We start from the raw sequence: 15340 nt of genomic DNA, 5'->3' as shown, positions 1-15340 counted from the left end.
CCATGGGCATTTTCGAACGCATGATGGAGCACGCCCGTCAGTTCGAGCGGGAATCCGGCATTCCGGAAGAAGATGTCGAACGATCGGGACGCATAAGCCCCTGCGAGGCCGAGCTCATCTCCAAACTCTCCTCGACAGAAGGAGCCGTCCGGCTCGCCCTGCTGTTCAGCGGTTCGGTCCAAGGGGTCGGGTTCCGCTGGACCAACCAGGAGCTCGCCCGTGATCGTAACCTCACCGGATGGGTGCGCAACCTGCCCGATGGAACGGTCGATATGGAGACCCAGGGCGCCGCCAAGTCGGTTGCCGCGCACCTCGAGCGCCTGCATGCGTACTACAGGCGCTTCGGAAGCCGCATCTGGCTCGAATCCTTCGACGAACTTCCCCGCGTCGAGGGGGAGAGCGACTTCGAGGTCCGCTTCTGACCGTGCGCTGAAACGACCCTCATAAGGAATCATTTACGGAAATTGGCGTGCGCTCCTTGCCATGCTGCTCACCTTCTGCTCAAATGTTACTCAGTTAGTAACGAACGGAGAAACCATGAGCACATCGGCACCCGACCAGCCCGTCACACGCCGCAACACGCGTCAGCGCCAACTCGTGCTCGATGCCGTGCGTTCGCGCTGCGACCACCCCACGGCCGAGGAGATCTATCTCCAAGTCCGCGAAACCGACGGCCGCGTGAGCCGAGGCACCGTTTACCGCAACCTCAATCTTCTCACCGAGGCGGGAATCATCACCACGGTGAAGGCCCCGGGGACCTCCCGCTTCGATTGGCGCTGCGACGGCCACGCCCATGTCGTGTGCCGAGCATGCGGCGCCGTGGCGGACATCGCCCTGCCCCACGACCAGGCGCTCGACGCACGGGCAGCCGAAGAATCATCCTATGCGCAAGTCTGTCACAGTTTGTTTTTCGAAGGCACCTGCCCGGCCTGCCAGCACGCAGCCCAAAGCTAGACGAGCCCCAGCTTTCTGCAGGCGTTCCAGATGCCGTCGTCATCCACATCGGTGGTGACGAAGCTGGCACGCTCCTTCACGCCATCCCACGCGTTTCCCATGGCGATGCTCGTGCCCACGACCTCAAACATGCCGAGGTCGTTCTCGCCATCGCCGAACGCGATGGCCTCCTCGGGCGCGATGCCGAAGCGTTCGAGAGCGGCGCGCACGCCGTAGTCCTTGCCACCCTTCGCAGGGACCACGTCGCAGAACAGGTCGTTCCAGCGCGTTGCCACGACATGCTCGGTTTTGGAAAGGAACACCTGCTCGACATCGGGCCCGCCGAACACGTTGAACTGGTAGACCGGAAGCTCGTAGGCCCAATCGAGGTCGCCGAGCGAATAATCGAGCCCCACCTGGCGACCGAGCTCGATCACGCGGTCGCCGAGATTGTTCACAAACGAACGGCTCCCCTGCATCACATACAGGTCATAGAGCCCTTCGCGGGCCTGCTCGACTATCACGCGCACGTCGCGGTCGTCGATGTGGGCATCGCGAAACACCCCTTCATCGTCGAAGCACAGTTGGCCGTTCATGGTCACATATGCGTCGAAGCCCGTTTTGAGCTCCTCGTGCATCTCCATGAGCGAACGGCCGCTGGCGATGCACACCTTGATGCCCTTCGCACGCATGAGCTCGATGGCGCGCCATGCGCTCTCGGGCACACGGTGCGTCTTGAAGCCGACGAGCGTGCCGTCGATATCGAAAAACGCCGCCTTGATCATCAGATCCTCCCATGCGGTTCGGGGCGCACGGGCGCCATTACAAGATCTCGAGGGCCCCGTCCTTGACGGTGAGGCCGATATTGCCCTGAAGCAGGTCGTCCATGAGGGTGCCGACCAACTCGAAGCGCCAACCTTCGCGCAGGGGGCTGCGCTCGGGATGCTCGATGTAGTCGAGCAGGCCGTCACGCGAGACAATCAACGAGGTTGCGACGCCGGAGCGCTCGGAAACGAGGCGGATCAGCGCGTACATGAGGTCGATGACGCTCTCGAGCTCGGGCGCCGGCGCGCGATGGGCGCGACCGATCGAGGGCAGGTTCTCCTGCGGGCAGCGGCGACCGCGAGCGATTGCGTCGAGAGCGACCTCGACATCGCGGGCACTCAGCTGCTCGGTCCCGCGCACCGCGCGGAAGTCCTCGACGGTCTGCGGCGCGCGTTTGCACAGCGCCAGCAGGACTTCGTCGGACATGACCCATTTGCGCGGGATATCGCGCGTCTCCGCCCGTTGCTCGCGCCAAGAGGCGAGCTCACGGGCAACAGCGAGCTGACGGCGCGTGCAGGCGTTCACGCGCTTCACGCGCTTGAACGCGGCGCGGGGATCGCTGCGATAATGGGCAGGGTCGGCAAGGGGGCGAATCTCGTCGCGCACCCAGGCCGTGCGACCGAGCGAATGCAGCTTGGACTCGATGACGCGATACGCATCGATGAGATAGCGCACATCGTCAAGGGCGTACTCGATCTGCTTGGGGCTCAGCGGACGCCGCGACCAGTCCGTCAACGATTCGGTCTTGGGCAGGGAGACGCCGCAGAACGTGCTCACGAGGTTGTGGTAGGAGCACTGCGCACGCTCACCGAGGAACCCCGCCGCCACCTGCGTATCGAAGATCGGCGCGGGCACGGAGCCGAGCGCGTGGCAGAGCACCTCCATATCTTGCGAGCAGGCATGGAACACCTTGAGCGTGTCGACGTCGGTCATGAGCTCGGCGAGCGGCCCCAGATCGTCGATCGCGAGGGGGTCGATGACCACGCACTCATCCGGCGTGGCGACCTGCACCAAGCACAGCTTGGCGTGATAGGTCTTCTCCCGCAGGAACTCCGTGTCGATGGCGATGGCCGAAAAAGCACGGGCGCGCTTGCAGAAGGCGGTCAGGTCCTCATTTGTGGAGATGTACATTCGTCTCCCCGGTACGGGAAAACCCGCGTGCGACACGGGTAGGATTACGTCATCTTGTAACTATACCCGCCTTTTCATGAACAGGGAACTCGCCATGCGTTGCCTCATCATCCACAACCCCGCCTCCGGCCCCCGCTCAGACGGGATTTTCGACTTCGCGCGCGCTCTGTCCGAGGCCGGCGATGAGGTATGCCTGCGCTTCATCGGCGACGGCATGGAGCCTCATCAGGCCGCGGAGGACGTGAGCGCGTTCGACCGCGTCGTGGTCTCCGGCGGGGACGGCACCGTGTCCAACGTGCTCGATCATATCCGCGATAGCCACGTCCCCACGCTCGTCTTTCCCTCCGGAACCGCGAACCTGTTCTTCAACAACATCGGCAACGCGCCCGAACCCGCCGCGCTGGCCAAGGCCTGCCGCGAGGGCCGAACCAAGACGGCCGACATGGGAGAGCTGTTCTGGAAGGCGGAGGACGGCAGCGTCCAGCGCCACGGTTTCATCATCATCGCGGGCACCGGCTTCGATGCCGACATCATGCACAAGGCCGAGCCCGCCAAGGGAGACATGGGCGAAATCGCCTACTTCCTCTCGGCGCTCGCCAACCCCGCCCCCACCGTCGCGCACTTCACCATCGAGCACGACGGGGAGGTCGACGAGCTCGACGGCATCGGCTGCATGGTGGGCAACACCTCGCTCATCCAAAACGATATCAACCTGTTCCCCGATTGCCGCATGGACGACGGGTTCATCGATATCGCCGTGATCCAGCCCGCCAAAACCGTCGAGCTGCTCCCCACCCTGCTCGCCGGCGTCCTCGATCCCGCAGGCAAGGGCCTGGGTCGGCCGCAGTTCACCCTCTTCCAAGCCAAGGAGGCGCGCATCACCTGCACGCCCTCCCTCGGCATGGAATTCGACGGGGAGCTCATACACAACAACACCGGCGAGTTCGGCGCCCGCGTCCTTCCCGCCTGCCTCGACCTCATCGTCGACGACTTCGCCAAGCTCTAGCGTATCGCGGCGCGCGTAACGGCACCGAAACGTATCGCCCGCCCCGTTGCACCCGCACTGCACTGTGCTATAGTCCCTAACCAACGTTTCGACCTCCGATAGCGCGAAAGGAGCCATCATCATGAAGCAGATCACGTTCGTCTCCCTCAACAACTGGTGGTGGCATGACGCGTCTTCGGCCGGTCGACGGTGAGTCCTCATACCCATATACCATCCAGGTAACACGAGGCCTCCGGTTTGACCGGGGGCCTTTTTTCATGCCGAGGCCCCGTCCACCGCCTTTGCCCCCCTGAACGCAAGCGCCCCAGTTCGCGAAAGGAACCTCCCATGACCACCCCGTTCCAACCCAGTGGCCGACCCCGCACCGTCGCCATCGACGAGCGACGCGGCCTCGACATCCAAAGCCTCGTCTTGCTTGCCGTCCTGCTCGCCGCCGGCTTCATCCTCAACTTCACGGCAGGCAAGGCCATCTCCGCGGTCTCCGGCGGAGCCATCGCCCCCGAATTCATCGTCTCCGCCTTCTGCCTCGCGATCCTGGTCATTCGCCCCACCATCCCGCAGGCCCTCGTGATCGGACTCATCTCGGCCGCGGTCATCCAAATCACCACCAGCTCCCCCGGCATCGACTTCGTCGCCGAAGGCATCGCCGCCGTCGCCATGGCGTCGATCGTGAACGTCGGCGCGCGCACGCCCGCGCGCAACCTGGTGCCCGTGGTCGGCACCTTCATCACCACATTCCTCTCCGGAATGATCTTCATGGTGGTCAAGATGGCGCTCATGGGCTTCGCCGGCGAGCTGGCCGCCGTGATGACTCCGGTCGTAACGGTCACGGCGGTCTTCAGCGCGATTCTCGTCGGTGCGCTCTATCAGCCCGTCAAACAATCGCTCGGTCTGAACGAGTGACGCAGCCGCATCCGTCCCACTCGGCATCTCCAGATGCCGAGCACCGAGAAAGGAGCCCTATGAGCGCGATCATAGAAATGGAGTGCGTCTCGTTCTCCTACGGCACCGCCGCTGACGGCGCCTACGCCCTCAAGGACATCGACCTCTCCGTCGAAGAGGGCACCTTCGTCGGCCTGATCGGCCCCTCGGGTGCCGGAAAGTCGACGCTGGCGAGCGCCATCACCGGCGCCATCCCCCACCATTATCGGGGCCGCCTGTTTGGCTCCACACTCGTGGCGGGACTCGACACCTGCGAGGCGCCCCTCACCGATATAGCCAAGGTCGTCGGCTCAGTCCTCCAAGACATCGACGCTCAGATGGTGGCCTCCGTCGTGGAGGACGAGCTGTTGTTCGGCCTTGAGAACTTCGGCATCGACCACCGCGAGATCGAGGGGCGCATCGCATCGGCCCTCGACGCCGTGGGCATCGCCGACCTGCGCCATCGCGAAATCGCGACGCTTTCCGGCGGGCAGAAGCAAAAGGTCGCCATCGCCGCCATCCTCGCCATGACGCCCCGCGTTATCGTCATGGACGAACCCACCTCCGCGCTCGATCCCGCGAGCGCGCGCGATGTGTTCGAGGTACTCCGACGCGCCAAGGAGCTGACGGGGATGACCGTCATCCTCATCGAGCAGACGGTCGCGCTGCTCGCCGAGTATTGTGACCGCGTCGTCGTGATCGATCAGGGCCGCATCGCACTCGACGGTACGCCGACCGACGTTTTCTCCCGCGGGGAGACCCTGCGAGCCATCGGCGTCGACACCCCGAGAACCGTCCGCATCTCCAACAGCCTCGCCGAAGCCGGGCTCGCGCCAAACGACTCCCCCGCACTCACGCTCGACGGCGCCGAATCCCTCGTCGCGGGCATCCTCGCCCCCGGGTTATCCGAGAGTTCGCCCATCGTGCCCCGCACCCTGGGCGATCGACCGGATGCACGCAACACAGTCGATGAGCGTCCGATCATCGTCGACGTCGCCGGAGCAGCGTATTCCTACGGAACGGGGCAGGCGGGCATCGAGGGAATCAATCTCACCGTGCGCGCCGGCGAGATTCTCGCCGTCGTCGGCCAGAACGGCGCCGGCAAAACGACCTTCACCAAATTGTTGAACGGCCTGATCAAGCCAAGCGCCGGCGTGGTGCGCATCGCCGGGCTCGACACCCGCACGACTCCGGTGAGCGCGCTCGCATCGCACGCCGCGGCCCTCTTCCAAAATCCGGACCGCCAGCTATGCCGCAATACCGTCGTCGAGGAAATCTCCTTCGGCCTCGAGCTCCAAGGCGCACCCGCCGATGCCGCACGGGAGAGGGCACGTCGCGTCGCGGCCACCTTCGGCCTGCCCGAAAACGCCTCCCCCTTCAACCTCTCCCGCGGCCAACGTCAGATGGTCGCGCTCGCAAGCGTCGTGGCCCTCGAACCCGAGCTCATCATCCTTGATGAGCCCACGAGCGGGCTTGACTACCGCGAATGTATGACCGTCATGGAGACGGTCCGCCAGCGCGCCCTCGACGGCGCCGCCGTCGTCATGGTCTGCCACGACATGGAGGTCGTGAGCGATTTCGCCGACACCCTCGCCGTCATGACGGAGGGCAGGCTGATCGAAGTCGGCCCCTCCCGCGAGGTATTCGCAAACGACGCGCTGCTCGCCCATGCACGCATCGCAGCGCCGTGCGTGCCCGCGCTCGGCAAGCGCCTGGCAGCCCGTTTCCACCCCTCGTTCGCCCACATAACCGAAGTCGCCGACCTCGTCGCCCTCGTCAAGGAGCTGAAGGCCCATGCTTGATGTCATCGATTACACTCCCGGGAAGAGCCTGCTGCACCGTCTCAACCCCGTGACGAAGCTCGCGATCGCAGCGGCGATCATCACCGCGACCTTTCTCACGCAAAGCCCCTTCGCCCTCACGGCCCTGCTCGCACTCACCCTGGCAATCGGCGCCTATGCCGGCGTGGCAAGACGCCTGACGGGCCTGCTCAAAGTGCTCCTGCCCATCGTGGTCGTCATGTTCACCCTACAGGTCGCGTTCACCCCCACGGGCGAGCATATCGTCGCATTCGCGACCGTCGATGGCGTGATCGGCGGGCTGCGCGCATGCCTTCGCCTGTTCGGCGTCGCCTTGCCGCTCGTGCTCATGCTCAGCGTGACGAGGCTCACGGACCTGGCCAATGCCTGCGTGGAGGTCCTCCACGTCCCCTATCGCTACGCGTTCACGTTCACCACGGCCCTTCGATTCGTCCCGGTGTTCACGCGCGAGATGAACGCCATCATGGAGGCTCAAACCGCGCGCGGCGTGCACTTTGACACCGGCAACCCGTTCAAGAAACTCGCCCTCATGATTCCCGTGTGCATCCCGCTGCTCGTAACCTCGGTGCAAAAGACCGACGCGACGGCGCTCGCGGCCGAGCAGCGCGGGTTTTATCTGCGCACGCGCGCCAGCTCCTATCGCCGCTATCCGATGACCGCCACAGACATCGCCGTCCTCGGCTGCTGCCTTGCGCTCGTGGCAATCGGATTCACCCTGTAGGCGCACCTGCACCGAGGCGCTAAGATAGCGATGCACGACGAATGAACCCGCCCGCGATGGGCGACGGCCCGATTTTGCCAGGAGGAACCATGCAGTTGACCGACCGTCTCGACGAGCGCACGCGCGAGCTTCTCGCCAACGGCTTCGATGCCGCGCGCGAACGCCCCGTGACCCTGCGCGCCAACACGCTCAAGGCAACTTCCGACCAGATCTCCGCGGCGCTCGACGCTGCCGGCATCGGTTATGCCCGCGTGCCCTGGTACGAAGACGCCTTCGTACTCGATGGCGCACGAGAGCGCGAGGTGTGGGGCCTCGACATCTACCGCGACGGTCTCGTGTACCTGCAGAGCCTCTCCTCCATGCTCCCGCCCCTCATCCTCGATCCGCTCACGGGCGCCGACATCCTCGACATGTGTTCGGCCCCTGGCGGCAAAACCTCCCAGATCGCCGCCCTCACGGCCAACGGCGCACACCTCACCGCCTGCGAGATGAGCGCACCTCGCGCCGAGAAACTCGCGTACAACCTCGACAAGCTCGGCGCTCAAAACGTGAACATCATGCGCACGGACGCGCGTCGCCTCGACGAGTTCTTCAGCTTCGATCAGATCCTGCTCGACGCGCCCTGCACGGGAACCGGCACATATCGCACGGGTGACGAACGAGCGGAAAAGCGCATGACGCCCCAACTGCTCGACAAGGTGGTCAAGTCCCAGCGCGCACTGCTGGACCGAGCGCTCACGGTCTTGAAGCCCGGCGGCACCCTCGTCTACTCCACCTGTTCGGTTCTCCCCGAGGAAAACGACGAGCAGGTGCGTGCGGCCCTCAAGCGCCATCGCGACTGCAAGGTCGTACCGATCCTTGCGGGCAACGTCGACGACGGGCAGTCCGATCCGGAAGAGCGCATCATCACGATCGCGCACGCCGACGAGGGCGGGCTCGCATGGCCGATTATGAATCTCCCGAACTCGCTCGAGGGAACACTGACCCTCGCCCCGACCAGGCTGTACGAGGGGTTCTACGTCGCCGTCATACAAAAACAGGCCCCTCGCACCAGACGATAAGGCCACGTTGGACAAACATGAAACGGGACCCCCGCGTCAATGGTGCGGGGGTCCCGGCGTTCACACGGATGCAAGCGTCCAATCGACGGCTATCGCTCGCGCTCCTCATCGCCCTTGCGGGCGTTGCGGTCCTTAAGGGTGGCGAACAGCAGGTATACCAGGGCCACCACGGCGATGGCGCCGGCGATCATGAGCACCGGGGCCAAAATGTCGAACATCTCCACGGCGGCACCATCCCTTCTCGCGCGCGGATGCGCACTCTCAAATTGCTCTCGCCGCCCCAGCATACCAGATTCGACCCCGATAGCCGCCATGGCGCAGGAACCACAAAGGCATGGAGACCGCGTGAGTGACGCCCCTTGGTCCTCTAAAGCATACGGGCGGGTACAATGAATCGACATTCGTCCTTCCCTCAAGGGGGCATCATGACCAACACCACTCCCGACGCCGGGCGCGCCTCTGTACCCGACCCGCGGCCCGATGCCGTTGAACCGCAAATGGGCACCGGCTCCGCCGCCGCGTCCAACCCCATACCGGCCATCGAGCGCAACGTCGACCATACCGAGCTCGAACCCGGCGACACCGATACCGACCCCATCTCGGTGAGCGCCGAGGTCCCCGAGTCGATCGAGGCGACCATCGATTTCTCCGAAGTCGAACTTGCCGACGAATTCGCCGAACCCGAGCTCGCCGTGACGCCGGGCGGCCTACTGCCCATGGAGCCCTCGCCCATCGAGGGCCGTCTGCGCAAGGCCCCGCTCCGCGTCCCCGATGAGCTTGAGGAGTGCGGCGGCTTCACGCTGTTCGGGCGTCGCATCAAGTCGCTGCTCTACACCACCGACGTCGCCGTCATTCGCAACTCAAACGCCGATGCGATCTTCGCCGTGTATCCCTTCACCGCGCAGCCCGCCATCACGCAGGCCCTGCTCACCGCCTCCGAGGCCCCCGTCTTCGTGGGCGTTGGCGGCGGCACCACAACCGGCAAGCGCTCCGTGCAGTTGGCGGCCGTATCCGAGATGCAGGGTGCCGCGGGCGTTGTCGTCAACTCCCCCGCTCCGCCCGAGATGATCGAGCAGATCTGCGCCGTCATCGATATCCCCGTCATCGCCACGGTGGTGCGCTGCGATGCGGTCGCGCATGCCAAGGTGAAGGCCGGCGCCAAGATCCTGAACGTCGCCGCCGGCAAGGACACCCCTGCCGTTCTGCGCGAGCTGCGCGAGATCTACCCGAATCTCCCGCTCATCGCATCTGGCGGTCGCAGCTCGCTGTCCGTTCGCGAGACCGTCCAGGCAGGCGCCAACGCCGTCATCTGGACGCCGCCCTCGGCGCAGCAGCTCCAGGCCGACATGATGCGCCGCTATCGCGAGGCCGAAGTCAAACCCGAGGTGCCGATCATGGACCCGGTCGCCGCAGCAGATGTCAATCCCCTTGAAAGCGCGCGCGCCGACGTGCCCATCCCCGACGAGCTGATCGCCAAGGCAACCACCGGCGGCCCCAAGCGCCAGCGTCCCTTCCCCCAGCTCTTCTTCAAGGGTAGGCGCCACTGACGCTTGCCCGGCACCCCGATCTCTTGGGCAGGCCCCACCAGAGCCCGTCCGATATCCCGATCGCACAAGGCCCCGGCCAGCTCGACCCGCATGGTCGGCAGGTCGGGGCCTTTTTCATGCCCAGATGCTATACTCCGCACCATGGGCGCACGCCCGGATAATCTCACGAAAGGACCAGCCATGCTCGTCACCAAGCTCGCCAACTCCGCATCTCACGATTACCTGGCAGAACGCTTCCGCGCTGCCTACGACTTCCTCACCTCCTCCGATCTCATGTCTCTGCCGCTCGGCCGCAATGAGATTCAAGGCGACGACGTCTATGCGAACGTGCTCGAGTACGATACGGTCCCCGCTTGCGAGAAGGAGCTCGAAGCGCATCGCGACTACTTCGACGTCCAGTTCGTGGCAAGCGGCGAAGAGCTCCTGCAGTTCGCCGACTGCGAGGGCCTCGAAACTGTCCAGGCCTACGACGAGGCGGACGATTACTGCCTGCTCAAGACCCCCGAACTTGTTACCTCCATCGTGCTGCGCGCAGGCGAGCTCGCCATCTTCGCGCCCGAGGACGCCCACAAACCCGGTTGCGCCCTGGGCGAGCCGTGCCATGTCCGCAAGATCGTCGTGAAGGTCCGCGCCTAGCCCACACGTCGGCTGCCCGTTCACCGGAATTGAAATGCCGCCCGCCGACACGTCATGTCGACGGGCGGATTCATATGCTTCTTGTGCTTGACCTTACAATTCGTTTACCCAAGACGTATAGTTGCCTGCATTGAAGCAGGACGGCCATCATGGCCCTCGTGAGCGGAAGTGATGGTTTGCGCAGCGCACTCGCACATCCCAATACTCGTCAGTTTTTGAAATTCGCCGCCGTGGGACTCGCCTCCCTGGCGGTCGAGTACGCATTTCTCGTCTATCTGCTGCAGTCGCTCAATATGAACTACCTCATGGCGACCACGATCTCCTTCATCATCTCCATCGTGTTCAACTACATCCTGTCCATGAAGTACGTCTTCGTGCATAAAGAGGACATGAGCCGCCGCCGCGAGTTCATCATCTTCTCGGTGCTCTCCGCCATCGGTTTGGGACTGAACGACCTGTATATGTTCATCGGCGTCGGCCTGCTGAACGTCGGCACCATGTCCATGAAGCTCATCTCCACGTTTTTCGTCACCTGGTACAACTACTTCAGTCGCCGTAAGTTCCTGGACGCCGGCCACGCGTGAGAAGCCTCGGGATCCATGCTCGTCGATTGGCTAGAACTTGATAGAAACGCAGCGAAAAGGGCCGAATCGCGGCCCTTTTTCATATGTGTACCCGAAGATGCCGAGACTCCGGCGGCACCTCGGTTCGCGGCCATCAGACCTTCAAGCTTCAACTCAAAGTTGAAAGTCGTGACGGAGCGCAAAACGCCTCAGTTTCGTAGACATCTGTACGTCTTACCAGGTAGATGAGGTGTTTTAGGTCAGTTGACCTTCGGTTAAACCCTCACCTTAAAGGTGAACTTGAAACTACAAAACTGCTTCACATTTCATCGTCTCCGCAGGTAGCTGAAGCTTAAACCTTCAACTTGAACCTTAAAGAATGTCTAACGTTCAAGTTGAACTCGAAGCCGATGCTATGATGCTTGCTGTCCTAAGGTAAGCAACAGACGAGGATGTACATGGACGCAACTCCAAGCATGCACACCACGTGGCGCACCAGCCGCACCCGCCGCATCATCGCGGGCGCCGGCGTGACGGCAGCGCTGTTCGCGAGCGTGCTCTTCCCCGTCCCGGCACGAGCAATCACCACCGAAACCGCAGCCACGCTCACCGAGACCCAGAAAAAAGTAGAGGAGACCGCCGCCGCATTCGATGAGGCGACGAAGAACCTCGACTCCCTGCAGGAGCAGGTCGCCGAGAACGAGGCGCGCATCGCCGAGCTCGAGGCCAAGCTCCCCGCCGCGCAGGAGCGCGCCAGCCGCGCTATGCGCGAGCTCTACAAGCACCACAAGGGCTCCAATACTCTCATGAGCTTCGTACTGAACACCAAGAGCATGGATGAGCTCATCTCCGGTATGAAGTATCTCGATCAGGTCAAGGATGCCAACGTCGGTGCCCTCACCGAGCTGAGCGAGCTCCAAACCGAGCTCGAAGCCAAGAAGACCGAGCTCAAGAGCGCCAAGGTCCAGGCCGAGGCGGAGCGCGATTCCGCCGCCGAGGCCCTCACCCAGGCCCAGAAGCTCCGCGAGGCCGCGCAGGCTCAGGCCGACGCTGAGGCCGAGGCCGAGCTCGCCGCGCTTCAGCAGGCGTCTCAGAACATGGGCGGCGGCGCAGTCGCCACGCCCAACAACGGTGTCGTGAACTGGGACGTCGACCAAGCGTCCTTTGTGGCCGAATGGGCCCCGCGCATCGACGCGTACCTCGCCGGCTCCCCGCTCGAGGGCCAGGGCGCCACGTTCGCCAATGCCGCCTGGAAGTACGGAGTAGACCCTCGCTTCTCCCCCGCCATCTCCAACACGGAGAGCTCCAAGGGCCGTCATTGCTTCCGCCCCCACAACGCCTGGGGCTGGGGCAACGCAAGCTGGAGCAGCTGGGAGGAAGCCATCGACGCGCATGTCTCCGGCCTCGCCCGTGGATACGGCTACACCATCAGCGTCGCCGGCGCCAAGAAGTACTGCCCGCCCAACTGGTTCAACTGGTACAACAACACGCTGAGCGAGATGAACCGAATTTAGAGCCGCAAATGAAAGGAGCCCGATCGGGCTCCTTTTTAATATCTGCTTATACACCCTCCGCGTGCCGATTCGCCCTCAAACGGGGTACGATGGAGAACGTGCTGAAAACCCGTTCCAAAACGATAGGAGTCCCATCATGGAGCGACCGAACGCCTGGAAGAAATACGACGACGCCACCCTGGCCGAGCTCGACGAGCTCTGCGAGGATTACCGCCGTTACATCAGCGAGAACAAGACCGAGCGCGAGTGCGTGACCTCCAGCATCAAGCTTGCCGAGGAAGCCGGTTACGTGAGCCTCGAGACCGCCCTTGCCGAAGGCCGCACGCTCAAGGCTGGCGACAAGGTCTACGCCGCCAGTCACAACAAGACCCTCATGCTCGTCAACCTGGGCCGCCGCCCGATGGAGCAGGGCATGAACATCCTGGGTGCCCACATCGACTCCCCGCGCCTCGACCTCAAGCAGAATCCGCTGTACGAGGCCGGCGACATGGCTTACCTCGACACCCACTACTACGGCGGTGTGAAGGCCTACCACTGGGTCGCCACCCCGCTGGCGCTGCACGGCGTCATCTGCAAGAAGGATGGCACCACCGTGGACATCGCCGTGGGCGAGGACCCGGCCGATCCGGTCTTCTGCATCTCCGACTTGCTGATCCACCTCGCAAGCGATCAGATGGAGAAGCCCGCCGGCAAGGCGGTCGACCATGAGAACCTCGATGTCATCGTTGCCGGCCGCCCCGTCGTCATCGAAGGCGACGAGGAAGTCAAGGAGCCCGTCAAGCAGATGTTCCTCGACCTCATCAAGGAGAAGTACGACGTCGAGGAGGAGGACTTCCTCTCCGCCGAGATCGAGGTCGTACCCGCCGGCCCCGCCCGCGACATGGGCCTCGACCGCTCCATGATCTTGGGCCACGGCCAGGACGACCGCGTCTGCGCCTACCCGTCCCTGCGCGCCCAGCTCGACACGCCCGAGGTCGAGACCACGAGCGTGACCCTGCTCGTCGACAAGGAGGAGATCGGCTCCGTGGGCGCCTCCGGCATGACCAGCCGCTTCTTCGAGAACACCATCGCCGAGATCATGGCACTCGCCGGCGAGAACTCCCCGCTTGCCCTGCGCCGCGCACTCGCCAACTCCCGCATGCTCAGCTCCGACGTCTCGGCCGGTTTCGACCATCTCTACGCCGACCACTTCGAGAAGAAGAACGCCGCCGTCATGGGCCACGGTCTGTGCTTCAACAAGTACACGGGCTCCCGCGGTAAGGGCGGCTCCAACGACGCCGACGCCGAGTACTTCGCCCAGATCCGCGACATCATGGACGAGGCCGGCGTGGATTACCAGACCTGCGAGCTCGGCCGCATCGGCGCGGGCGGTGGCGGCACCATCGCCTACATCCTCGCCGAGTACGGCATGGACGTCATCGACTCCGGCGTAGCCGTCATCTCCATGCACGCGCTGTGGGAGGTTGCCAACAAGGCCGACATCTACGAGGCCTACAAGGGCTACAAGGCCTTCATCGAGCGTCCGTAGCACCCAAGCACCGGACATCGCGCTCGGAACGCGCACAAGCACCGAAACGAAAAACAGCCGCAGGTCTCCATCGGCCTGCGGCTGTTCTCATACTCATCGATATGCGAGGGTCGTCCCGCCGGCACGGCCGCGCGGGCATTTCGCCCCCCCCTGCGGAAGCGGGCCGTCCGCGCCTAGTCCCCCGCAGCGGCGCGAACCACCTCGGGATCGGCATGCGCGCCGGAAATACCCACGATAGCGGCGGCCACGCGGTTCGCACGGGCAATCGCGGACTCGGGCGTCTCGCCTCGGTGCAAACCGACCATGAGCGCACCGATGTGCGAATCCCCGGCGCCGATGGTATCCACCACATGAGCAGGCGAACCAGCGACGACGTCCGAACGATTACCGTCGCAATACAGGCAACCGTCTCCGCCCAGCGTGGCGAACACGGCGTTGCCGACATAGCGCGCAAGGGCCACGGCGGCGCGCTCGATATCCGCGCGGCCCCCTTCCGTCTTTGCATCGTCAACGGATTCCCCGTCACACAAACGGCCTGCGAGCACCATCGTCTCATCTCCGTTCATGTGCAAGACGGGATGAAGCGCGCATACGCGCTCGAGTAAATCGAGGGGCACGGCATCGGGTCTTGGGCCCGGCGTGAAAAAGATCACCTTATCCCGGCACGCGCGCTCCAAAAACTCAACGACCACCGGCCCCGTGGGATCTTCGACCTCGAGTCCGCACACGTATACCGCGTCGACTTCGTCCATATCGATCGCATCGAACCAAGTGGGCTCATAGTGATAGTCGGCTCCGTGGTACGCCACGAACGTGCGCTCGCCGCCGGGCTCGACGAAGCAGTAGCAGCAACCGTTCTCCATCGCATCGTTCTCAACCAGGACCTCGACGCCCTCGGACCGCAGGCCGCGCCGCACGAAGTCGCCGAACGCGCCCGTACCCACGGGGCTGAACAACATCGCGGGCTCTCCAAGCGCATGAGCGATGGAGAATGCGTTGAATGCGCACCCGCCGAGCGTCATCTTCTGTCCATACACGACAACGTCCTGCGCCGTTTGCGGCAGCTTATCGACATTAATCACCACATCGGCGCATGTCACTCCAACGAACAGCAGCTTTCCCACGGCGGGCCCT

General features: G+C 63.9%; 16 protein-coding genes. 12 read left to right on the top strand and 4 right to left on the bottom strand.

The features are described from left to right. Positions 1-2 precede the first annotated feature (2 nt). Both AOBCEHNH_RS02010 and AOBCEHNH_RS02005 read left to right on the top strand, forming a co-directional pair. The gene (locus AOBCEHNH_RS02010) at positions 3-422 is read left to right on the top strand and encodes an acylphosphatase (protein WP_152062943.1); all 420 of its coding nucleotides are present in this window, start codon (positions 3-5) and stop codon (positions 420-422) included. A 115-nt stretch (positions 423-537) separates the two neighbouring features. Next, positions 538-954, top strand: coding sequence for a Fur family transcriptional regulator (locus tag AOBCEHNH_RS02005; protein ID WP_152062942.1), 417 nt, complete (start codon positions 538-540; stop codon positions 952-954). Here the strand turns inward: AOBCEHNH_RS02005 and AOBCEHNH_RS02000 are convergent. Next, positions 951-1718, bottom strand: a complete 768-nt coding sequence (locus AOBCEHNH_RS02000; RefSeq protein ID WP_006722889.1) for a Cof-type HAD-IIB family hydrolase — start codon at positions 1716-1718, stop codon at positions 951-953. The genes AOBCEHNH_RS02005 and AOBCEHNH_RS02000 overlap by 4 nt on opposite strands. A gap of 37 nt (positions 1719-1755) precedes the next feature. After that, on the bottom strand, positions 1756-2889 hold the full coding sequence (rnd, locus tag AOBCEHNH_RS01995) for a ribonuclease D (RefSeq protein WP_152062941.1): 1134 nt from the start codon (positions 2887-2889) through the stop codon (positions 1756-1758). Between the two features lie 94 nt (positions 2890-2983). On the opposite strand from rnd, the gene AOBCEHNH_RS01990 reads away from it, so the two are divergent. From AOBCEHNH_RS01990 to AOBCEHNH_RS01970, 5 genes are all read left to right on the top strand, one after another. Further along, the gene (locus AOBCEHNH_RS01990) at positions 2984-3895 is read left to right on the top strand and encodes a diacylglycerol/lipid kinase family protein (RefSeq protein ID WP_152062940.1); all 912 of its coding nucleotides are present in this window, start codon (positions 2984-2986) and stop codon (positions 3893-3895) included. 327 nt (positions 3896-4222) lie between these two features. After that, positions 4223-4798: a hypothetical protein gene (locus AOBCEHNH_RS01985; protein ID WP_152062939.1), complete on the top strand. Its 576-nt coding sequence runs from the start codon at positions 4223-4225 to the stop codon at positions 4796-4798. Positions 4799-4857: 59 nt separating this feature from the next. Next, a complete protein-coding gene (locus AOBCEHNH_RS01980) occupies positions 4858-6618 on the top strand; it encodes an ABC transporter ATP-binding protein (RefSeq protein ID WP_152062938.1) in 1761 nt (586 codons plus the stop codon). Further along, positions 6611-7357 (top strand): energy-coupling factor transporter transmembrane component T family protein, encoded by a 747-nt coding sequence (locus tag AOBCEHNH_RS01975; RefSeq protein WP_152062937.1) that lies wholly within the window; start codon positions 6611-6613, stop codon positions 7355-7357. Before AOBCEHNH_RS01980 ends, AOBCEHNH_RS01975 begins: the two co-directional genes overlap by 8 nt. 89 nt (positions 7358-7446) lie before the next feature. Then, a complete protein-coding gene (locus AOBCEHNH_RS01970; RefSeq protein ID WP_226803194.1) occupies positions 7447-8418 on the top strand; it encodes an RsmB/NOP family class I SAM-dependent RNA methyltransferase in 972 nt (323 codons plus the stop codon). 89 nt (positions 8419-8507) lie between these two features. Here the strand turns inward: AOBCEHNH_RS01970 and AOBCEHNH_RS08075 are convergent, their stop codons facing one another. Next, positions 8508-8642, bottom strand: a complete 135-nt coding sequence (locus AOBCEHNH_RS08075) for a hypothetical protein (protein ID WP_259322815.1) — start codon at positions 8640-8642, stop codon at positions 8508-8510. A 201-nt stretch (positions 8643-8843) separates the two neighbouring features. Between AOBCEHNH_RS08075 and AOBCEHNH_RS01965 the strand changes: the two genes are divergently transcribed. The 5 genes from AOBCEHNH_RS01965 to AOBCEHNH_RS01945 all read left to right on the top strand — a co-directional run bounded on the left by AOBCEHNH_RS01965 (position 8844) and on the right by AOBCEHNH_RS01945 (position 14206). Further along, positions 8844-9965, top strand: a complete 1122-nt coding sequence (locus AOBCEHNH_RS01965) for a beta/alpha barrel domain-containing protein (protein ID WP_226803193.1) — start codon at positions 8844-8846, stop codon at positions 9963-9965. A gap of 180 nt (positions 9966-10145) precedes the next feature. Next, complete coding sequence (locus AOBCEHNH_RS01960) at positions 10146-10601, top strand: NanQ anomerase/TabA/YiaL family protein (RefSeq protein ID WP_152062935.1); 456 nt, start codon at positions 10146-10148, stop codon at positions 10599-10601. 149 nt (positions 10602-10750) lie between these two features. Continuing rightward, complete coding sequence (locus AOBCEHNH_RS01955) at positions 10751-11185, top strand: GtrA family protein (protein ID WP_152062934.1); 435 nt, start codon at positions 10751-10753, stop codon at positions 11183-11185. Between the two features lie 437 nt (positions 11186-11622). Beyond that, a complete protein-coding gene (locus AOBCEHNH_RS01950; RefSeq protein WP_226803192.1) occupies positions 11623-12678 on the top strand; it encodes a coiled-coil domain-containing protein in 1056 nt (351 codons plus the stop codon). Between the two features lie 136 nt (positions 12679-12814). Then, positions 12815-14206, top strand: a complete 1392-nt coding sequence (locus tag AOBCEHNH_RS01945; protein ID WP_152062932.1) for an aminopeptidase — start codon at positions 12815-12817, stop codon at positions 14204-14206. A gap of 173 nt (positions 14207-14379) precedes the next feature. Here AOBCEHNH_RS01945 and AOBCEHNH_RS01940 read toward each other — a convergent pair whose 3' ends face one another. Next, positions 14380-15330 carry a PfkB family carbohydrate kinase gene (locus AOBCEHNH_RS01940; RefSeq protein WP_152062931.1) on the bottom strand — a complete coding sequence of 317 codons (951 nt, stop codon included), beginning with the start codon at positions 15328-15330 and terminating at the stop codon, positions 14380-14382. Positions 15331-15340: the final 10 nt, after the last annotated feature.

The organism is Collinsella intestinalis (assembly GCF_902501455.1).
In the GTDB taxonomy this organism is placed as follows: domain Bacteria; phylum Actinomycetota; class Coriobacteriia; order Coriobacteriales; family Coriobacteriaceae; genus Collinsella; species Collinsella intestinalis.
Note: the sequence above shows the minus strand (reverse complement) of the source record. Positions and strands in the feature narration are given on the sequence as shown.